At 68.4% G+C, this 20,053-nt stretch carries 18 protein-coding genes; 6 read left to right on the top strand and 12 right to left on the bottom strand.

Annotated features, from left to right (window positions below):
* The first annotated feature begins 4 nt into the window (after nt 1-4).
* Nucleotides 5-925, top strand: coding sequence for a transcriptional activator NhaR (gene nhaR, locus OEL49_RS08405; RefSeq protein WP_014236254.1), 921 nt, complete (start codon nt 5-7; stop codon nt 923-925).
* Between the two features lie 79 nt (nt 926-1,004).
* Here nhaR and OEL49_RS08400 read toward each other — a convergent pair whose 3' ends face one another.
* The 5 genes from OEL49_RS08400 to OEL49_RS08380 form a co-directional block, all read right to left on the bottom strand.
* Nucleotides 1,005-2,465: a nickel-dependent hydrogenase large subunit gene (locus OEL49_RS08400; protein ID WP_205230188.1), complete on the bottom strand. Its 1,461-nt coding sequence runs from the start codon at nt 2,463-2,465 to the stop codon at nt 1,005-1,007.
* Entirely contained in the window at nt 2,462-3,457 is a 996-nt protein-coding gene (locus OEL49_RS17360) for a HupU protein (RefSeq protein WP_287874406.1), read from the bottom strand. The genes OEL49_RS08400 and OEL49_RS17360 overlap by 4 nt, the downstream gene beginning before the upstream one ends.
* A gap of 148 nt (nt 3,458-3,605) precedes the next feature.
* A complete protein-coding gene (locus OEL49_RS08390; RefSeq protein ID WP_287874405.1) occupies nt 3,606-5,081 on the bottom strand; it encodes a sigma-54-dependent transcriptional regulator in 1,476 nt (491 codons plus the stop codon).
* Between the two features lie 6 nt (nt 5,082-5,087).
* Nucleotides 5,088-6,836 carry an enoyl-CoA hydratase-related protein gene (locus OEL49_RS08385; protein WP_287874404.1) on the bottom strand — a complete coding sequence of 583 codons (1,749 nt, stop codon included), beginning with the start codon at nt 6,834-6,836 and terminating at the stop codon, nt 5,088-5,090.
* A 51-nt stretch (nt 6,837-6,887) separates the two neighbouring features.
* Complete coding sequence (locus tag OEL49_RS08380; protein WP_287874403.1) at nt 6,888-7,793, bottom strand: ZIP family metal transporter; 906 nt, start codon at nt 7,791-7,793, stop codon at nt 6,888-6,890.
* A 444-nt stretch (nt 7,794-8,237) separates the two neighbouring features.
* Between OEL49_RS08380 and OEL49_RS08375 the strand changes: the two genes are divergently transcribed.
* Nucleotides 8,238-8,366, top strand: coding sequence for a hypothetical protein (locus OEL49_RS08375; protein WP_268907597.1), 129 nt, complete (start codon nt 8,238-8,240; stop codon nt 8,364-8,366).
* 87 nt (nt 8,367-8,453) lie between these two features.
* On the opposite strand, the gene hypE is transcribed toward OEL49_RS08375, so the two are convergent.
* The 7 genes from hypE to OEL49_RS08340 form a co-directional block, all read right to left on the bottom strand.
* On the bottom strand, nt 8,454-9,500 hold the full coding sequence (gene hypE, locus OEL49_RS08370) for a hydrogenase expression/formation protein HypE (protein WP_287874402.1): 1,047 nt from the start codon (nt 9,498-9,500) through the stop codon (nt 8,454-8,456).
* Nucleotides 9,501-9,514: 14 nt separating this feature from the next.
* Nucleotides 9,515-10,645, bottom strand: a complete 1,131-nt coding sequence (hypD, locus tag OEL49_RS08365; protein ID WP_130459426.1) for a hydrogenase formation protein HypD — start codon at nt 10,643-10,645, stop codon at nt 9,515-9,517.
* 79 nt (nt 10,646-10,724) lie between these two features.
* Nucleotides 10,725-10,970, bottom strand: coding sequence for a HypC/HybG/HupF family hydrogenase formation chaperone (locus tag OEL49_RS08360; protein ID WP_014236263.1), 246 nt, complete (start codon nt 10,968-10,970; stop codon nt 10,725-10,727).
* A gap of 522 nt (nt 10,971-11,492) precedes the next feature.
* Nucleotides 11,493-13,826, bottom strand: a complete 2,334-nt coding sequence (gene hypF / locus OEL49_RS08355; protein ID WP_287874401.1) for a carbamoyltransferase HypF — start codon at nt 13,824-13,826, stop codon at nt 11,493-11,495.
* Nucleotides 13,827-13,865: 39 nt separating this feature from the next.
* On the bottom strand, nt 13,866-15,062 hold the full coding sequence (gene hypB / locus OEL49_RS08350; RefSeq protein WP_287874400.1) for a hydrogenase nickel incorporation protein HypB: 1,197 nt from the start codon (nt 15,060-15,062) through the stop codon (nt 13,866-13,868).
* A gap of 49 nt (nt 15,063-15,111) precedes the next feature.
* Nucleotides 15,112-15,456, bottom strand: a complete 345-nt coding sequence (hypA, locus tag OEL49_RS08345; RefSeq protein WP_287874399.1) for a hydrogenase maturation nickel metallochaperone HypA — start codon at nt 15,454-15,456, stop codon at nt 15,112-15,114.
* Entirely contained in the window at nt 15,449-16,438 is a 990-nt protein-coding gene (locus OEL49_RS08340; RefSeq protein ID WP_205230180.1) for a nickel-dependent hydrogenase large subunit, read from the bottom strand. The genes hypA and OEL49_RS08340 overlap by 8 nt, the downstream gene beginning before the upstream one ends.
* 369 nt (nt 16,439-16,807) lie before the next feature.
* Between OEL49_RS08340 and OEL49_RS08335 the strand changes: the two genes are divergently transcribed.
* The 4 genes from OEL49_RS08335 to ccmC all read left to right on the top strand — a co-directional run bounded on the left by OEL49_RS08335 (nt 16,808) and on the right by ccmC (nt 20,053).
* Complete coding sequence (locus OEL49_RS08335) at nt 16,808-17,818, top strand: cytochrome-c peroxidase (RefSeq protein ID WP_014236269.1); 1,011 nt, start codon at nt 16,808-16,810, stop codon at nt 17,816-17,818.
* Nucleotides 17,819-18,018: 200 nt separating this feature from the next.
* Nucleotides 18,019-18,636, top strand: a complete 618-nt coding sequence (gene ccmA / locus OEL49_RS08330; RefSeq protein WP_152090403.1) for a cytochrome c biogenesis heme-transporting ATPase CcmA — start codon at nt 18,019-18,021, stop codon at nt 18,634-18,636.
* Nucleotides 18,636-19,304 (top strand): heme exporter protein CcmB, encoded by a 669-nt coding sequence (gene ccmB / locus OEL49_RS08325; RefSeq protein ID WP_014236271.1) that lies wholly within the window; start codon nt 18,636-18,638, stop codon nt 19,302-19,304. Before ccmA ends, ccmB begins: the two co-directional genes overlap by 1 nt.
* Complete coding sequence (ccmC, locus tag OEL49_RS08320; protein WP_130459419.1) at nt 19,301-20,053, top strand: heme ABC transporter permease CcmC; 753 nt, start codon at nt 19,301-19,303, stop codon at nt 20,051-20,053. Before ccmB ends, ccmC begins: the two co-directional genes overlap by 4 nt.

Genomic DNA, 20,053 nt, shown 5'->3' with positions numbered 1-20,053 from the left:
GAACATGAGCGCCCCCAACACCTCCCCGGCCAGTCTCAACCACCGCCATCTCCATTATTTCTGGGTGGTGGCCAAAGAAGGCGGCATCAGTCGCGCCGCCGAGCGCCTGGGGGTGGCGGTGCAGACCATCAGCGCCCAGCTGAAGGAACTGGAACAGTCCCTCGGCACCGCCCTGTTCACCCAGGAAGGGCGGCGCCTGGTGCTGACCGAGGCGGGCCGCACCGCCCTGCATTACGCCGACCAGATTTTCCTCCTCGGCGAGCAGCTGCAGGAGGCCCTGCAGCTCCAGTCCGCCGCCGCCAGCCTGAAGCTGACCGTGGGCATTTCCGACGCCCTGCCCAAGCTCATCGCCTACCGCCTGCTGCAGGCCGCCATCGACCTGCCCCAGCCGGTGCGCCTGGTCTGCCATGAAGGGGAATTCGACGAACTGCTGGCCGACCTGGCCCTGCACAAGCTGGACGTGGTGCTCACCGACCGTCCCGCCGGCAGCCGTCCGAATCTGCGGGTGTACAGCCATCCCCTGGGGGAGTGCCGTATGGGGGTTTTCGCCACGGCGGAGCTGGCGGCGCGCTACGGCCCCGGCTTCCCCGATTCCCTCAACGGCGCCCCCCTCCTGCTGCCGACCCGGGACACGGCCCTGCGCGGCCGCATCGACGCCTGGCTCTCGGCCCGCAACCTGCGGCCCGACGTGGTGGGGGAATTCGAGGACAGCGCCCTGATGATGACTTTCGGCCGCTCCGGCCTGGGCCTCTTCCCGGCCCCGACCCTGCTGGCCGACGCCCTGGAGGAGCAGTTCCGCGCCCGCCCGGTGGGCGGCATGGAGGACGTGCGGGAGCAGTTCTACGCCATTTCCAACGAGCGCAAGATCCGCCACCCGGCGGTGGAGGCCATTCGCCTGGGGGCGGAGAAGCTGCCTTTGGGATAGGGCTGGAAGGCAGGTGGGACGGGGCTGCTAGCCAGCCCCTGCCTGAAATGCCCGTCTTTTCTGGATCGCCGGCCGGTGCCTAATGCACCGTGCACACCATGCACGGATCGAAGGAGCGCACCACGTGCTGCACCAGCACCGGCGCCGCTTCGTCCTTGGGGATGGGCAGGCCCACCAGGGCCTGTTCCAGGGGGCCGGGGGTGCCGGCGGCGTCCCGGGGGGAGAAGTTCCAGGTGGTGGGGGCGATGATCTGGTAGCCGGCGATGGCGCCGTGCTTCACCGTCAGCCAGTGGCCCAGGCTGCCCCGGGCGGCTTCGGTGAGGCCGACGCCGACGGCGGTATCCGGCAGTTCGCCGTGGGCGCAGAAAGGTTCGCCGGGGGCCAGCTGCTGCACCCAGTTTTCCATGGCCGGGATGAGGGCGGCGATTTCCAGCATGCGGGCGACGATGCGGGCGGTGACATTGCCGCCGGCGGATTTTCCTTGCCCGTTACGCACCAGGTCCTGGGCCAGGGGCTGGCCGGCCACCAGTTGCCGCGCCAGGGCGCCCACCTCGGCCACCTGACCGCCGTAGCGGGGGGCCTTGCACCAGGTGTAGGCGTCCTCCTTCTCCAGCAGGGGCCGGGTCTGGCCCTGGGCGGGCGCCTGGGGGGCGTCACCGGCCAGCCAGGCGTGGCTCAGGTCCTCGACGATGCGGGCGGTGTCCAGCTCGGCGCGGCGGCCCTTGGCCCCGTCCCAGACGCCGGCGGGGAAGAGGCTGCCGACGGAGCCCGGGTAGGCGCCGACGCTCAGGAAGAGATTGCCGGCCCGGCCCACCTGCTGCAGGCCCAGGTCGTCGGCCAGGGCCAGGAAGCGGGGAAAGTCGGCCTGGCGTCCGGCGGCCCAGGCCCGCAGGGCATCGGCCGAATCCAGGGCAGCCACGGTTTCCAGGGCATCGCCGAAGAGCGTGCTTTCCAGCCAGGCGCGGAATTCCCGCAGCACGGCGTAGAGGCGGATCTTTTCCGCCGCCAGCACCGCCCGGGTGGTGCCGCCGGGCTGCAGGGCCATGGTGTGGGGCCACTTGCCGGCCAGGTAGCCCTGCAGGCGCATGAAACCGGCCCGGGCGGGCAGCATCTCGGCGGTGGCCCGTCCCGTCTGGGCCTTGAAGCGGCCTTCGGTCTCGGCGAACCAGGGCTTGGCGGCGTAGGCGGCCCGGGCGAAGTCCGGCATGAAAAAGAGGTAGAAGTGGGTCAGGTGGTCCGCCAGGTTCTCCCCGGCCTGGATCAGGTTGCGGGCGAGGCGGCCGTTGGGCGGCGGGGTCAGGCCCATGGCCTCGGCCAGGGCGCTGGCGGCGGCGGCCGACTGGGCCACGGAGCAGATGCCGCAGATGCGCGGCACGATGGCCAGGGCATCCATCGGTGCCTTGCCCAGCAGCATGGGCTCGAAGCCGCGGTAGAGGGGGGCGTTCACCCGGGCCGAGTGCACGGCGCCGTCGCTCACCTCCAGGCTCACTTCCAGGTCGCCTTCGACCCGGTTGAAGGGACCCAACACCAGCTTGCTCATTTCAACCCCGTCTTGCGGATGGCCGGCATCACCACCGGATGGTCGGCGGCGGCGTTTTCCCGCACCCGTTTCGGGGTGGCCGATTTCGACAGGGCGGCGAGGGCGACGAACCAGGCCTTGGGCATGTCCGAGGGCAGGCCGATGGGAATGCCCGCCACCTTGGGCGTTTCCATGAAGGGATGGCCCGGCTCCTCGAAGCCCGGCTCGGTGCAGGAGATGCAGGGGTAGCCGCCGCGCAGGCAGGAGCCGACGCCGTTCCACACCCGGGTGTTGCAGTCGGCGTGGGCCTGGGTGCCCTTGCAGCCCAGGTTCTCCATGAGGCAGCCCAGCTCCGAGGGTTTGTGGGCGCTGGCCTTGAATTCGTAGAACTCGTTGCGCGGGCAGCCGTGGTGCACCAGCTGGTCCGAATAGAAACGGGGGCGCTGCAGGGCGTCCAGGTCCTTGCTGCCGAGCTGGCCCAAGGCCAGGGCCATCAGGCTGTCCACCACCCAGCCCGGGTGGGTCGGGCAGCCGGCCACATTCACCACCGGCAGGCCGGCGGCGCTCTGCCACTCGGCGCCGAGTATGCCGCCCTTCTCGTCGCCCTCGAACTGCAGGCCGCAGGCGTCTGTGCTGTTCTCCCCCGCCGCCGGCACGCCGCCGAAGGCGGTACAGGAGCCGATGGCGAAGACGTGGCGGGCCTGGTTCGCCAGGCGCTGGACCCAGTCCAGCATGGGAATGCCGGTGCCGGCGAGGATGTGAAAGCGTCCGCTACCGTTGGGCCCCCGCAGCACGGCGCCCTCGACGCAGAGGATGTCCACCGGCACCTTGCCGCTGGCGGCGTCTTCGAGGATGGCCAGGGCTTCGGGGCCGGAAGCTTCGGAGAGGGCCGGGTGGAAGAGCACGCGGATGCCCACGTCCTCCAGCTGCCGCAGCAAATCCCGGGCGTCGGCGCCGAGCAGGGAGAGGGTGCAGCCGCCGCAGCCGCCGGCCTGGAGCCAGAGGAGGTTCACGGGAAAACCTTTGCCACAGAGGGCACAGAGAGCACAGAGGGTGTCCTCTGGAATTTGCCGTTCCTCACGCTTGAAGCAAGCGCCGACCGTTGCACAGCCCGGAAAAACTCTGTGATCTCTGTGCCCTCTGTGGCAACGATCTTAAGCATCATCCCTTCTCCAGCCCGTAGCGCACCAGCTTGTTACGCAGGCCGACGCGGGAGAGGCCCAGGTCGGCGGCGGCCTTGGATTTGTTCCAGCGGTGGCGGATCAGGGCCTCCTTCACCACCTTGGCCTCCAGCTGTTCCATGCGCTCCTTGAGGCCGCCGGAAAGGTCGGCGAGGAAGGACAGTTCCGCATCCTCATGGACCCCCACCGGCGCCCGCAGCACCCGGGGCGAGAGCAGCTCGGCGCCCAGTTGCTTGCCTTCGCACAGGGCCAGCATGCGCAGGATCTCGTTCTGCAGTTCCCGCACGTTGCCGGGCCAGCGGTAGGCGGCGATGCAGGCCAGGGTCTCGGTGGTGAAGCCCTGCACGGTCTTGCCCAGGGCCTTCTGGGAGGCTTCCAGCAGGCGCTGGGCCAGCAGGGGAATATCCATGGGCCGTTCCCGCAGGGGCGGCACGTGCAGGGTGACGGTGGCCAGGCGGTAGTAGAGATCCTCGCGGAAGCGGCCTTCCCGCACCTCGGCCTCCAGATCCCGGTTGGTAGCGGCGATGACCCGCACATTGACGCTCACCGGCCGGGGGCTGCCGAGGGGGCGGAATTCGCCCTCCTGCAGCACCCGCAAGAGCTTCACCTGGAAGGCTGGGGAGGTCTCGCCGATTTCGTCGAGGAAGATGGTGCCGCCGTCGGCCTGCTGGAAGAGGCCGATGCGGTCCTCGTAGGCGCCGGTGAAGGCGCCCCGCTTGTAACCGAAGAGTTCGGCTTCCAGCAGCTGGTCCGGCAGGGCGCCGCAGTTCTCCACGACGAAGGCCTGGCGGTCGCGGCGGCTCTGGTAGTGGATGGCCCGGGCCAGCATTTCCTTGCCGGTGCCCGATTCGCCCATGAGCAGCACCGAGAGGTCGTAGGGGGCGATGCGCTGCACCATGTCGCAGACCGGGTTCATGGGGCTGCCGGCGCTGCGGGTGAGGCCGTCCAGGCCCAGCTCCCGCTTCACCCGCTCGTACTTCATCTCCACCTTGCTCGCCAGCACCGGCTCGGCGGCGCGCAGTTCCAGAGAGAGGCGCTGGTTGTCCTGCTGCAGGCGCCAGACGTTGGCGGCGCTCTTCAGTGTCAGCAGCAGCTGTTCCGGCTGCCAGGGTTTGAGCAGGTACTGGTAGATGCCGGCCTCGTTGATGCCGGCAATGATGTCGCCAGCCTCGGTGTAGCCGGAGAGGACGATGCGCACCACGTCGGGCCAGCGCTGGCGCACCTCGGTGAGGAAAGCGACGCCGGAGGTGCCGGGCATGCGCTGGTCGCACAGCACCACCTGCACGCCCTTGCCGCCGCTGGCGCCCTGCTCCCGCTCCATGATGGCCATGGCCTCGTCGGCGCCGGAGGCGGTGAAGACGGTGAAGTCTTCCTCCAGGGTGCGGCGCAGGGCCTCCTGGGAGCGGACTTCATCGTCCACCACGAGGACGGCGGGCAGGGCGGGGGCGTTTTTCATCGGGGCTTAGGCGGTGGCAGATTCCGGGGCGACAGGCGTTTCCCAGCCCAGGTCCCGGTGCTTCGCCAGATGGCGCGGCGTCCAGGACTGGGGCGACTTGTGCACGAAGTGGTAACGGGCCACATGATAGCTGGGGTCGAAGCCGTAGAAGTTGCGCTGCATGTGGGCCAGCTCCTCGGCGCGCCAGGCGGACAGCGGCTTCTCGGCCTCGTCGGAGGCCCGCCGGGCGGCCTTCTCGGCCAGGCGCTGGGCCAGGTCCGGCGCGGCGGCCAGCTCGGCGGCGCGGCGGGCCACGTCCACGCGGAAGGCCTCCGGAGTGCCGGCCAGGGCGGCGTCGAGGAAGCCCAGGGCCACTCCCTCGTCGGCGGTCATGGGCAGGCGGTGCTGCATGATGGCCCGGGCCCCGTCCGCGCCGACCCGGGGCGGCAGCAGGTAGGTCCAGAACTCGGAGCCGTAGAGGTTGCCCATGTTCTTGTAGTGGGGGTTGAGGATGACGCCCTGGCGGGCCCACAGCAGATCGGCGGCCCGGGCCAGGAAGCAGCCGCCGGCGCCGGCGTTGCCGCCCAGGGCGGCGATGGTGAGCTTGCCGGTGGCGCGGATGAGGGCCTCGGCCAGGTCGTCCATGGCATTGATGTTGCGCCAGGATTCGTCGGCGGGGGAATCGGCGGCCTCGATCAGGTTGAGGTGGATGCCGTTGGACCAGAAGTCCCGCCCGCCCATCAGCACCAGCACGGACGTCGGCCGTTCCAGGGCGAAGTGGAGGGCGGCCAGCAGGCGCTGGCAGTGGCCGGTGCCCATGGCGCCGTTGTAGAAGTCGAAATGGAGGAAGCCGACGGCGCCGGCCTCCTCATAGCGGATGTCCTGCCAGGTGGCGTGGTCGGCGGCGAACCAGCCGTCCAGAGGCGCTTCCGGGATCTCGGCCAGCCGCTCGGCGAAGGCCGTGGTGGCGGGCAGCTTGAAGGCGTGAGGGAAGGCTCCGCCCCGCTTCACATGGCCCAGCCACAGGGCGCCGTCCGCCGTGGCCCGGCACAGGGCGGTTTCGCGGCGGGCGATGATGGCGCCGGGGGTGCCGCGTAGCTTGGCTTCCGGCCAGGCGTCGTAGAGATGGCAGGGCTCGCCGAAGAGTTCGTCGAGCACGCCGGGAAAGCCGTCGGCGGCGTTGAGCTTGCGCAGCACGGTGGCGGTGTCGTCCCGGGACCAGTCGATGGCCCGGTCCGTCTGCCGCATCAGGGGGCGCTCCCGGCCTCGTACCGCAGGATCGGCCGGGTCGGGGCGGCGGGGCGTGAAGCCGCCGGCTTGGAAATGCGCGATGGCTTCCAGGGAGGCGCGGCAGGCGGCCTCGGTCACTTCCTGGCGGTACACGCTGGCCTTCTTGCCGCCGCCCAGGGGGAATTCGGCGCTGGCCCAGACCGGGCCGGCATCCATCTCCGCCTCGGCCTGCAGCACGGTGACGCCCCAGGTCTCCTCCCCGTTCTGGATGGCCCAGTCCAGGGCCGAAGGGCCCCGGTCGCCGACGATGCCCGGGTGCACGATCAGGCACAGGTGCTTGGACCACAGCTCCTCGGCGATGGCCCGCTTCAGGAAGGGGGCCAGGATCAGGTCGGGACGGAAGAGGACGACGGCCTCGGCGGTGACCGAATCGGCAATGTCGAACTCCACCGACACCTCATGGCCCCGGGCCGTCAGTTCGGCGTGGAGGCGCTGGGTCAGGCTGTTGAAGGTGTGGGTGAGGAGGAGGATGCGCAGGGAAGCCATAGGGCCGCAATTCTAGCGGCCCCGGGGCTTTTTTGACTTGATGTAACGCAATCAGCCGAGGAAGAGGTCCACCCCCAGCATCAGGGCGATGCCGCCGGCCAGGGCGCCGGAGACCTGGGGCAGGCCGCCCCGGCTCTTCAGTTCCGGCAGCATTTCGTGGAAGACCACGAAACCCATGGCGCCGGCGGCGAAGGCCAGGCCCACCGGGTAGAGGGCCGGGTTGTCGCCCAGGACCGTGGCGGCGATCCAGGCCCCCACGGGCTCGGCCAGGCCGGTGGCGGCGCCCAGCAGCACGGCCCGTTGCAGGTTCATGCCGGCAGCGCCCAGGGCCAGGGCTACCAGCAGGCCCTCGGGCACATCCTGCACGGCGATGGCCAGGGCCACCGGCACTACGGCCCCTGCACCGCCGCTGGCGGCGATGCCCACCGCCATGCCTTCGGGGAAGTTGTGCAGGAACAGGGCCAGGGCCAGCAGCAGGCCCCGGGAGGCATGGGTGGCCGGGCCATGGACACCGCTGACGGCGTGGGCGTGGGGCAGGGCCTTGTCCAGGCCCAGCATCAGGCCGATGCCGGCGCCCAGGGCCAGCAGCACGGCCAGGGGCGAGGCATTGCCGAAGACCGGCGCGGCGGCTTCGATGGCGGGAATGAAGAGGGAGACGATGGCGGCGGCCAGCATCACCCCGGCGGCGAAGGCCATCAGCTGGTCTTCCCGGCGGCCGTTGAGCTTGCCGAGGAAAAGCATGGCCACGGCGCCGGCGGCGGTGGCGGCCGCACCGGCCATGCCCCCCAGGAGGGCGCCGGTCATGCCGCTGCTTTCCAGGGCATCGAGCAGGGCGGCCACACCGTGGGCCGCCAGGATCACCGTGCCGGCCACGGCGATGGCCAGGCCGGCGCCGCGGCGCCAGGGATGGCGGCTGTGCAGGACATGGTCGTCAAGCTGATGGATGAAGGCGGACATGGTGGACTCCCGGTGTTGTTGCTGCCATTTAAGCAAAGCGGGAATGATTGATCCAATGAATTGATTAAAAGACTGCGATAGTCATTGGCAATTACTATTTGGTAAATCGTCATCCTCCTCCCTTAGTCCATGAGGATTTTTTCGCCGTTCCCGAAAAAGTAATTTCCAGCATTTTTAGGGGCTTAGCGGCGGAATTCAGGCGATAAGCATGTCGGTATCACCTTCGTATTATTTTTCAATGAGTTAGCTTTGGTTAGCATGGCTCCAGATTCCCGCCGTCCCGGCCGGGAACGAGCGGTTACTGTCAAAAAATTGACCGCCACCTGGGAGGTTCGCTGTATGCAACGCCACAGTCGTTCTGCTTCATCCGGCTCGCCCGCCGCCCCTGCTGCCCCTGCGTCACCGCGTCGCCCCAGGCGCCGTGCCGCGCCGTTTCTCGCCTCCGTGCGTTTTCTCGACGGTAGCCGCAATGTTTACGAGGTTTCCAACGCCAAGGATGTGGCCGACGCCCGTCGCATGATTCTCGAGGAATTGAGCAACGTGGCCGCCGCCATGATCGTCGTGCGGGACTGACCCCTTCCCGCCTGGTAAAGAAAAAGCCGGCCGGGCCCACAAGGCCCGGCCGGCTTTTTTTGCGTCCGTCTTACTGTCGTTCCGCCGTCAGCAGATGCGCGGCAGCTGTTCCCCCGTAAGCCAGTCCACGATGCGCTTGCCGCCGAAGCCGGTGGTCATCTGCACGAAGTGGTGGGGGTCCTCATGCACGCTGCCGACGATGGCGGCGCCGGTGCCCTGGGGATGGGCCTGCAGGGCGGCCAGGGCCTTGTCCTTGTCTGCACCGGCGACGATGGCGATGAGGCGGCCCTCGCAGGCGCAGTAGAGGGGATCGAGGCCGAGGAATTCGCAGGCGGCGGCCACCGCCGGCTGCACCGGAATGCGGGCTTCCTGCAGCATCATGCCGACGCCTGACTGGCGGGCGATTTCATTGAGGGTGGTGCCCAGGCCGCCCCGGGTGGGGTCCCGCAGCACCTTGACCTGGACGCCGCTGGCCAGCAGGTCGGCCACCAGGCCGTGCAGGGCGGCGGTGTCGGAAACGATGGGGGATTCGAAGGCCAGGCTTTCCCGCTGGCTCATGATGGCCATGCCGTGGTCGCCGATGGGGCCGGAGACCAGGATGGCGTCGCCCGCCGCTGCCCGGTTGCCGGAAAGCTCGATGCCGGCGGGCAGCCAGCCGACGCCGGTGGTGCTGATGAAAACCCCGTCGCCCTTGCCCTGCTCCACCACCTTGGTGTCGCCGGTCACCACCGGCACGCCGGCTTCTTTCGCCGCCGCCGCCATGGATTCGACGATGCGCTTGAGGTCCGCCAGGGCGAAGCCCTCTTCCAGGATGAAGCTGGCCGAGAGATAGAGGGGTTTGGCGCCCATCACCGCCACGTCGTTGATGGTGCCGTGCACCGAGAGACAGCCGATGTCGCCGCCGGGGAAGAAGAGGGGCGACACCACGTGGGCGTCGGTGGCCATCACCAGCCGGCCCGGGCCTTCCGGCAGGGGCATGACCGAGCCGTCGTTGCCCTGGGCCAGATAGTCGTTGCCCAGCAGGGGGGCGAACAGTTCGTCGATGAGCTGGGCCATGGCCCGGCCGCCGCTGCCGTGGCTCATGTCCACGCGGCCGTGCTTGAGGTCCAGGGGGCGGATGTAGTTCTGTTTCATGGCGGGACTTTCGCTCAGGCCGGCAGTTCGCGAAAACGGCCGTAGGTGTAATGGGCGGCGCAGGCGCCTTCGGAACTGACCATGCAGGAGCCGACCGGGTTTTCTGGGGTGCATACGGTGCCGAACAGCTTGCAGTCCTGGGGCCGCTTCACCCCGCGCAGGATGGCGCCGCACTCGCAGGCCTTGTGGTCGGGCACGCTGACGTAGTCCTCACCGAAGCGCTGTTCCGCATCGAACTCGGCGAAGCCGCCGCGGATGCGCAAGGCCGAATAGGGCACGGTGTGCAGGCCGCGCCACTCGAAGGCCCGGCGCAGTTCAAAGACCTCGGCCACCAGGTTCTGGGCCTTGAGGTTGCCCTCCCGGCTGACGGCCCGGGAAAACTCGTTTTCCACCTCGGCCCGGCCTTCATTGACCTGGCGCACCAGCATGCGGATGGCCTGCATCACGTCCAGAGGCTCGAAGCCGGCGATGACCACGGGCTTGCGGTATTCCTCGGCGAAGAATTCGTAGGGCCGGCTGCCGATGATGGTGGAGACGTGGGCCGGGCCGATGAAGCCGTCCAGGGGCACGGTGCCCAGCTTCCTCACTTCCGGCGATTCCAGGATGTTGCTGATGGCCGAAGGGGTCAGCACGTGGCAGCACAGCACGGAGAAATTCTTCAAGCCCATCGCCTTGGCCTGCTTGATGGCCACGGCGGTGGGCGGGGTGGTGGTCTCGAAGCCGATGGCGAAGAACACCACCTGCTTCTCGGGGTTCTCCTGGGCCAGCTTGAGGGCGTCGGCGCTGGAATAGACCATGCGGATGTCCCCGCCCCGGGCCTTGGCCTTGAGCAGTGAGAGCCCGTCGGATGCCGGCACCCGCAGGCAGTCGCCGTAGGTGCACAGGATCACGTTGTGCTTGAGGGCCAGGCGGATGGCCTGGTCCACCCGGCCGATGGGCAGCACGCAGACCGGGCAGCCGGGGCCGTGGATCATGCGCACATTGGCCGGCAGCAGGTCGGTGACGCCGTAGCGGGAAATGGCGTGGGTGTGGCCGCCGCAGAATTCCATGAAGTGGTAGCGGCGCTCCGGCCGGGCCTCCTTGGCGATGGCGGCGGCCAGGCCCTGGGCCAGTTCGCCGTCCCGGTATTCGTCGACGTACTTCATGGGGAAAACCTTTTGCCACAGAGGGCACAGAGATCACAGAGGGCGGGGGCCATGGGCGGCATTGGCTGGCGCGGGGACATCAGGCCTGGGCCATGGCGGCGGCGCGTGCTTCGTCGTCCAGCTCGGCGAAGAGGGCCAGGGTTTTGGCTGCCTCTTCCGGATCCAGCTTGGTCAGGGCGTAGCCGACGTGGATGATGACGTAGTCGCCCACGGCCACGTCTTCCACCAGGGCCAGGGAGACTTCCTTGCGCACGCCCCCCAGGTCGATGCGGGCCTGGTCGTCGGGCAGGAGTTCAACGATTTTCGCGGGGATGGCGAGACACATGGCTAATGGTCCTGAACAATTAATTTGGAAGTTATGAGTTCGAGTATTAGTTAGTTGAGACTAAACCTTGCTCTTCAAAATATCGTAGATACACAACGTAAACTTCCATGAAAATCTCTCGAATATCAGTGTTGTCGACGAGAAAGTAGGTTTGGTCTAATGAATCATCGCAAGTGCCATGGGCCACATTAAACCCATATGTGATGTCCGATCTGGAATCCAATTGGTCCTGTTCTCGAAAGTGCTTTGCGTTGTTGCAGAGTGCTTTTACAACCTTATATGCGTGTAACGAGTGCAATGAACTGTGAAGTAATTCTTCAGGGGAATAACTCTGTTGCGGCTTGTTATCGTATGCCTGATATCCATCCGGAAAGATCCATTCCCTGAGGTGATAAATGGGAAACAGAAGGTTGAACAGACCATCCTCTGTAGGGTGGTGGTAAAAGGCAGCCCAATCCCTGCGTAGCTTCTCAAAGAGCCGTTGAGGAGTAGATAGTTGATAGATGCCCGGCATCTAGTTCTCTATTGGCTTTGCCGCGCCACCCAGGCCTGGCCCAGGGCGATGCCGCCGTCGTTGGGCGGGGCCTGGCGGGCTTCCAGCACGGCCAGCCCTTTGGCTTGCAGGCCCATGCGCAGGTCCCGGGAAAGCAGGTGGTTGAGCAGGCAGCCGCCGCCCAGGGCGACGGTGGACAGGTTGGCCCGTTCGGCCGCCTCGGCCGCCCAGTGCACCAGGCCGGCGGCCAGGGTGGCGTGGAAGCGGGCGGCGCCCAGGTCGGCGTCATCGCATTCGCCCAGCCAGGCGAGCAGGGGCAGCAGGTCGAGATGGCCGCCGTTGTTGATGTTCCAGCCATCGGCCAGGGGTGCGGCGGAGCCGTGGCGCTCTTCCCAGGCGTGGGCCCGGCCTTCCAATTCCATGGCGGCCTGGGCCTCGAAGCGCTGGCTGGCGCGCAGGCCCAGCAGGCCGGCGGCGGCGTCGAACAGCCGGCCCAGGCTGGAGGTGGGCGGGCAGTTGAGCTGCTTGCGCAGCATCTCGGCGATCATTCCGGCGCCCTGTTGGTCAGGATAACGGCGGGCGACGAAGGCCTCGATGTCGCCGTTGCGGCCCAGGGCGTGGAGGGCGGCGGCGGCCAGGCGCCAGGGTTCCCGGGCCGCCCTGTCGCCGCCGGGCAGTTGGAGGGGTGAAAGGCCCCCGAGGCGCTGGCAGTCGGCCCCGTCCACCCGCAGCAGTTCGCCGCCCCACAGGCCGCCGTCTTCACCCAGACCGATGCCGTCCAGGGCCAGGCCGATGACCGGCTTGGGGTAGCGGGTTTCCGCCAGCACGGCGGCGATGTGAGCGTGGTGGTGGGCCACGGCGATGGCCGGAATGCCCCGCTCGGCGGCGAAGGCGGCGGCCAGCCGGGTGGAGGGAAAGTCCGGGTGCAGATCGTGGGCGATGACCTGGGGTTCCACGTCCAGGATGTGCAGCAGGTGGGCCGCCGTCTCTTCCAGGAAATTCACCGTGGGCACGTTGTCCAGGTCGCCGATGTGCTGGGAGAGATAGGCCTCCCGGCCCTTGACCACGCACAGGGTGTTTTTCAGGTAGGGGCCAAAGGCCAGGACGGCCGGGCCCTCGTCCTTGAGCTTGATGGGGCGCGGCGTCTGGCCCCGGCCCCGGCGCAGGAACTGGACGCCGCCTTCGTCGCAGCGGATCACCGAGTCGTCGCTGCGGATGACGATGTCCCGGTCGTGGCAGAGGAAGGCGTCGGCCATGCCGGCCAGGCGCTCCACCGCCTCGGCGTTGTCGGTGACCAGGGGCTCGCCCCCCGGGTTGGCGCTGGTCATCACCAGTACCAGATCCTGGGCTTGGGCCAGCCAGGCCAGGCCCTCTGGCTCGCCGGCGGCGGCATGGAAGAGCAGGTAGTGCAGGGGCGCGTAGGGCAGCATCAGGCCCAGCCATTGCAGGCCGGGGGCGACGCCGGGCAATTGGGTGTCGGTGTTGTCCTGCTTGCGCAGCAGGACGATGCTGCGCTCGGGCAGTTCCAGCAGGCCCACCTCGTCGCCGCCCAGGGCGCAGAGGGCATTGGCCGAGGCCACGTTGGGGGCCATCACGGCGAAGGGCTTTTCCTCCCGGTGCTTGCGCTTTCTCAGTTCGGCCACGGCGGCCCCATTGCGGGCATCGCAGGCCAGGTGGAAGCCGCCGTAGCCCTTGAGGGCGACGATCTTGCCGGCCAGCAGCAGGCGCACCGCCTCCCGCACCGGGTCACCGGGCATCGGCTGGCCGGCGGCGTCGAGCAGCCTGAGTTGGGGGCCGCAGTCGGGGCAGCAGTTGGCCTCGGCGTGGAAGCGCCGGTTGTGGGGATCGGCGTATTCCGCGGTGCAGGCCGGGCACTGGGGGAAGGGCGCCAGGCTGGTGCGGGCCCGGTCGTAGGGCAGCTCCCGGGTGATGGAATAGCGGGGGCCGCAGTGGGTGCAGTGGGTGAAGGCGTAGCGGTGGCGCCGGTCCTGGGGCGCGAACAGTTCTTCCAGGCAGTCGTGGCAGAGGGCGCTGTCCGGGCCGATGGCGGTACTGGCGTGGCCGCCCCGGCTCTCGACGATGAGAAAGCCGGGCAGGCTGCGCTCGGGCTCGGCCTCCCGCACTTCCACCGCCTCCACCCGGGCCAGTTCCGGCGCCTCGGCCCGCAGCCGGGCGATGAAGCGCTCCACCAGCGGGGCCGGGCCCCGGGCTTCGATATCCACCCCTTCGGCGTCGTTGCGCACCCAGCCGCCAAGGCCCAGCTCGAAGGCCAGGCGATAGACGAAGGGACGATAGCCGACGCCCTGCACCAGGCCGCGGACGCGGACCCGGCGGCAGAGCAGGGGAAGGGTGAGGTCGTTCATGGCAGCGGTGCAACCGGGGCGGCAGAGCCGCCCAGGGGATCAGCGGCGGGCCAGCAGGCCTTCCAGTTCGGCGATGCGGGCCTTCAGGGCGGCGACGTTTTCCTGGCGGGCCGCCTTGGCAGCGGCCAGGCCCTTTTCCACCCAGGCCAGCCACTCGGCGAAGCCTTCGCCGCTGGTGGTGGAGACCCGGATCACTTCCAGGGCCGGATTGACCCGGCGGGCGTATTCCACCGCCTTATCCGCATCGAAAGTCAGGTGGGGCAGCAGGTCCACCTTGGAGAGCAGCATCAGGCGGGCGGCGCGGAACATGTCCGGGTACTTCAGCGGCTTGTCCTCGCCTTCGGTGACGGAGAGGATCACCACCTTGCCGGCCTCGCCCAGGTCGAAGGCGGCGGGGCACACCAGATTGCCGACGTTCTCGATCAGCAGCAGTGAGTCGTCCTGCACCTCCAGCTTTTCCAGGGCGTGGCCCACCATGTGGGCGTCCAGGTGGCAGCCCTTGCCGGTGTTGATCTGCAGGGCGGGGGCGCCGGTGGCGCGGATGCGTTCGGCGTCGAAGCTGGTCTGCTGGTCGCCCTCGATCACGGCCACCGGGTATTTGGCCTTCAGTTCCTCGATGCTGCGGCAGAGCAGGGTGGTCTTGCCGGAGCCGGGGCTGGAAACGAGATTGAGGGCGAAGACGCCCTTCTCGGCCAGGGCCTGGCGGTTCTTGGCGGCGTAGGCGTCGTTCTTGGAGAGGATGTCCCGCTCGATCTGCACCATGCGCTTCTGGCTCATGCCCGGGGCGTGGGCGCCGGCGGGGCCGCTGCCGTAGTCGATGCTGCCATCGCCGTGATGGTGGTGATGGCCGTGCCCGTGGTCGCCTTGGTCCCCCTCGGCGTGGGCGTGGTGGTGCTCGCCCTCGTGGGTGTGGGGATGGCTGTGGCTGGTGCCGTCGGCGTGGGTATGCACGTGGCCGTGGGTCGGGGCGGCAGGCTGGGGCGCGACGCCCTGGTGATCGTGATGATGTTCGCCGTCGTGATGGTGCGGGTGGCTGTGACGGGTGCCGTCGGCGTGCACATGCTCGTGCTGGTGCTCGTCGTGGGCATGGCTGTGGCCGTGACCGTGCTCGTGGCCATGGCTGTGGGCGGTGCCGTCCTCATGGACGTGCCAGTGTTCGTGACCATGCTCGTGATCGTGGAGGGCGTCGCCCTCGATGCGGGTTTCGCCGGCGCCGCAGCCGCAGGTGGTACACATTTGCTCGATGCTCCTTCGATTTCCTGAATTCTGTGGTGAGGGCTGGCCCTCAATCGACTTCCAGTTCCCGCACCCGCATTTCCGTGCCGGCCGTGGGCTGTACCGGGTAGCCGCCGCACTCCGGGCAGGGGTCGTACACCTGGGCCAGGGGCACGGTCTTCTGGCAGGAGAGGCACAGCCCCTCGCCGGGGACGCTGACGATTTCCAGCTTGGCGCCGTCGGCCACCGTGCCCTTGCTCACCGCCTCGAAACAGAAGGCCATGGCCTCCGCTTCCACCGAGGAGAGCTGGCCGATTTCGAGGAAGACGGTCTTTACCCGGGCAAAGCCCTGGGGGCCTTGGGCGGCGTCTTCGACGATTTGCAGCACGCCCTCTGCCAGGGACATCTCATGCATGGTGATGCGTATCCAGGGTGATGCCCACGGCGACGCAGGGGTCCAGGGACAGGGCGATGCAGCGGGCCATGTGCCGGGCGGCTTCCGGGGTCGGGGCGGGCAGGCCGGTGATGTCTTGGACGAAGGCGCCGGCCGGGTGAAAGTTCCATTCCGTGGGGGCAACAATAACATAGCGCTGCACCGTGCCGGCAGCCAGCGCCACCAGATGCAGCAAGGGCCCCCGGGCCGTTTCCACCCGCGCCAGGCCGATGCCGGGGGCCGGGCTGCAGGCATCCACCCAGGCCGGGTCCCAGTGGCCGTCGAGCAGGGCTTCCAGTTCCAGGCAGCGGGCCTGGAGGCGGGCGGCGGCACGGCGACCGGCCTGCCACAGGGCTGCCACCTCGGGCTGACGGCGGCAGCGGGCGGCGGCGCCGGTTTCCCGGGGCCGGCCGGCCAGGGTCGGGGCCAGGGCATGGGCGGCGAGGCAGTCCCAGTCCCGCTCTCCGGGGAGGGATTGCCACCAGGCGGATGCATCCAGGTGTTCCAGCAGGTCCGTGCCGGGAGCCGCGCAGCGCGGCAGTTCCAGGGCATGGGCGGCGAAGCTGCGCCATTGGGGCTGATCGGCGGCGGGCAGGCCCTTGCGCCAGGCCACCAGGGCCTCCTTGCGCGGCGGCAGGCCCAGCAGGGGCGGCCAGTCCAGGCCCAGGCGCCACAGGTGTTCGCCGATCATCTCCCGGCTCAGGCGCTGCCGTTCGGCCCCATCCGGCTCTGCCATCGGGGCGCCGGCGGCAGCGGCCAGGGCCCGGCGGGCGGCGCTGCCCTGGGCGGCGGCACAGAGGGTGAACAGGCGCGGCGCCAGTTCGCCGGCCTCGGCGGCGGGACGGCTCTGCAGCAGGCGGGCGGCCAGGGGGCGGGGGCTGGCGACGCGGGCCGCGGCAATGCCCTGGCCGTCCCATTCCAGGGCCAGTTGCAGCGCGCCGTCGTTTCCCTCGTGCTGGCCCATGCCGGCCTGCCTCCCGCAAAAAAACCGCTACCCTAGGGGATCGGGGCCGCCGTCGCCTTGATTACCGTCAAGGGGGCGGGAGATAGGGGCGGGCGCGGACCGTACGGCCCGTCCGGTGTGGCGATGAGGGCCGGCTTCCCGGGGAGGCGGCGGTGGGGCCGCCGATTGCTCCGGAATCCCCGGCCAATACAGGCGTTGAAGGCCGGCGGCGGATGTTGTCCGGGGACTGCTGCCGTAAGGGTGTATAGGCGAAAGCTATAGGATGTATAGCCAAAAACCATTGAAAAACATTGACTTACATCAACAAGACCCTACTCGTGGGATGGACAATGGCGGCACAATATTTCCATAACCCGAAGGGAGTGACACATGTTCCAACTCAAGATCACGCCGACCGCCATCGTCCTGGCGGCCACCCTGGGCCTTGCCGGCCTGGCGCAAGCCGCCGGCAACGAGCCCATCCAGCCGATCAAGCCCGCCAAGGTGGCCAACCCGGCCCTGGTGGAACTGGGCAAGAAGCTGTATTTCGATCCCCGGCTGTCCATGTCCGGCTTCATTTCCTGCAATTCCTGCCACAACCTGTCCATGGGCGGCACGGACAACATCAAGACCTCCATCGGCCACAACTGGAACGAAGGTCCCATCAACGCACCCACCGTGCTCAATTCCAGCCTCAACGTGGCCCAGTTCTGGGACGGCCGTGCGGCCGACCTCAAGGCCCAGGCCGGCGGCCCCATCGCCAACCCGGGTGAAATGGCCTCCAACCACACCCTGGCGGTGGACGTGGTGAAGTCCATTCCCGGCTACGTGGCCGAGTTCAAGAAGGCCTTCGGCTCCGACAAGGTGGATATCGACGGCATCACCAAGGCCATCGCCGCCTTCGAGGAAACCCTGGTGACCCCCAATTCCCGCTTCGACAAGTGGCTGAAGGGCGACCAGAAGGCCCTGAGCAAGAACGAGCTGGAAGGCTACAAGCTGTTCAAGGACAGCGGCTGCGTCGCCTGCCATAACGGTCCGGCCGTGGGCGGCAACTCCTTCCAGAAGATGGGCGTGGTGGAACCGTACAAGGCTTCCAGCGCCGCCGAAGGCCGGGTCGCCGTGACCGGCAAGGATGCGGACCGCTTCAACTTCAAGGTGCCGACCCTGCGCAACGTGGAAATGACCTATCCCTACTTCCACGACGGCGCCGCCAACACCCTGAAGGAAGCGGTGGACACCATGGGCCGCATCCAGCTGGGCAAGAAGTTCACGGATGAGGAAAACGCCAAGATCGTGGCCTTCCTGAAGACCCTGACCGGCGACCAGCCCAGCTTCAAGCTGCCGATCCTGCCGCCGTCTGCCGACGCCACCCCGCGTCCCCAGCCCTTCGGCAAGAAGTAAGCAGCGCCTCTCGACTTGGAACGGGGGCCGGGGCCCCCGTTTTTTTCTGCACCTAAATGCTTCCGGCTATTGGGAACAGGTGCCGGATAGCCCATAATCCGGGCTGCCGGGAATAATTTGCACCGGTTTTGTTTCCCATCAAAGAGCCGCTACACTCTCGCCTCCATAATCCCGCCCAGATTGCCTGGACTCCCTCATCAATGCTGGAAGCCTCCCAACTGGAATGCGTACGCGGTGACCGTCGCCTGTTCGCCGGGGTGAGCTTTCGCCTGGAAGGCGGAGAATTGCTCAACCTGCAGGGCAAAAACGGCGCCGGCAAGACCAGTCTGCTGCGCATGCTGGTGGGCCTGGCCCAGCCCGTGGCGGGCGAGATCACCTGGCGCGGCGAGCCGATCCGCAAGCTGGCCGAGGATTACCGGGCCGAGCTGTGCTACATGGGCCACCACAACGCCATCAAGGAAGAACTGACGCCCCTGGAGAACCTGCTGGCCTCGGCCCGTCTGGCCGGCGAGCCCCTCTCCGAGGAGCAGGCCCTGGAGGCCCTCTACGCCGTCGGCCTGGCCGGGCGGGAAGACCTGCAGGCCAAATACCTGTCCCAGGGCCAGAAGCGCCGCGTCGCCCTGGCCCGCCTGATCCACGAGCGCCGCGCCCTGTGGGTGCTGGACGAGCCCTTCGTGGCCCTCGACGTGGCCGCCGTGGATATGGTGGCCGGCCTCATCGGCGCCCACCTGCAGCGGGGCGGTCTGGCGGTGATGACGACGCACCAGGCGGTGACCATTCCCGCCGGCGCCGTCCGCGAATACCGGCTGGGGGCCTGATGCTCGACCTGCTCTTCGCCGTCATCGCCCGGGACCTGAAGCTGGCCCTGCGCCGCCAGGCCGATCTGGTTTCCGCCCTGTTCTTCTTCATCATCGTCGTCAGCCTCTTTCCCCTGGGCGTGGGCCCCGAGATGGACATGCTGCGCAAGATGGCTCCCGGCGTACTGTGGGTGGCGGCCCTGCTGGCCACCATGCTGACCCTGCCGCGCCTCTTCGGCGACGACTACCGGGACGGCACCCTGGAGCAGCTGGTGCTGGCGCCCCAGCCCCTGCCGGTCACCGTGCTCGGCAAGATGGCCGCCCACTGGCTCACCTCCGGGCTGCCCCTGACTTTGCTGGCGCCGGTTCTCGGCCTACAGTTCGACCTGTCCGCCGACGGCCTCCTGGTGCTGACCCTGGCCCTGCTGGTGGGCACCCCCTCCCTCTCGGCCATCGGCGCCATCGGCGCCGCCCTGACCCTGGGCCTGCGGGGCGGTGGCGTGCTGGTTTCCCTGCTGGTGCTGCCCCTGTATATTCCGGTGCTGATTTTCGGTGCCGGCGCCGTCGATGCGGCCGTTTCCGGCCTGGGCTTCGAAGCCCATCTGTCCCTGCTCGGCGCCTTGCTGGCCGGCAGCCTGTTTTTCGCGCCGTGGGCGACCGCGGCGGCCTTGAAGATATCTCTCGAATGAACAATCGACTGATCAACTGGTTCAAGTTCGCCTCCCCGGCGACCTTCTACCCCCTGGCGGGCAAGATGATCCCCTGGTTCGTCGCCCTCTCCGTCGTCTTCGGCGCGGCCGGCCTCTACCTGGGCATGTTCGTGGCCCCCACGGACTTCCAGCAGGGCGAGGGCTACCGCATCATCTTCATCCACGTGCCCGCCTCCTGGATGAGCATGTTCATCTACCTGGTGATGGCCTTCTGGGCCGCCCTGGGCCTGGCCTTCAACACCCGCCTGTCGGGCATGATGGCCACCGCCCTGGCCCCCACCGGGGCGCTGATGGCCTTCCTCTCCCTGTGGACCGGCGCCCTCTGGGGCAAGCCCATGTGGGGCACCTGGTGGGTGTGGGATGCGCGGCTGACCTCCGAGCTGATCCTGCTCTTCCTCTACATCGGCTTCATCGCCCTGCAGTCCGCCATCGACGACCCGCGCCGGGCCGACAAGGCCGGCGCCGTGCTGGCCCTGGTGGGCGTGGTGAACATCCCCATCATCTATTTCTCCGTGAAGTGGTGGAACACCCTGCACCAGGGCGCTTCCGTCTCCCTCACCAAGTCCCCCTCCATGGCCGCCACCATGCTCTGGGCCATGCTGCTGGTGGCCCTGTGCTTCTGGATGTATTCCATCGCCGTGGCCCTGGGGCGGGCCCGCAACATCATGCTGGAGCGGGAGCGGCACACCGAATGGGTGCGCCAGCTGCTGGCCGGCAAGGAGTCCTGA

The organism is Azospira sp. (assembly GCF_030247495.1).
In the GTDB taxonomy this organism is placed as follows: domain Bacteria; phylum Pseudomonadota; class Gammaproteobacteria; order Burkholderiales; family Rhodocyclaceae; genus Azospira; species Azospira oryzae.
This window is presented reverse-complemented; position numbering and strand designations above follow the sequence as displayed.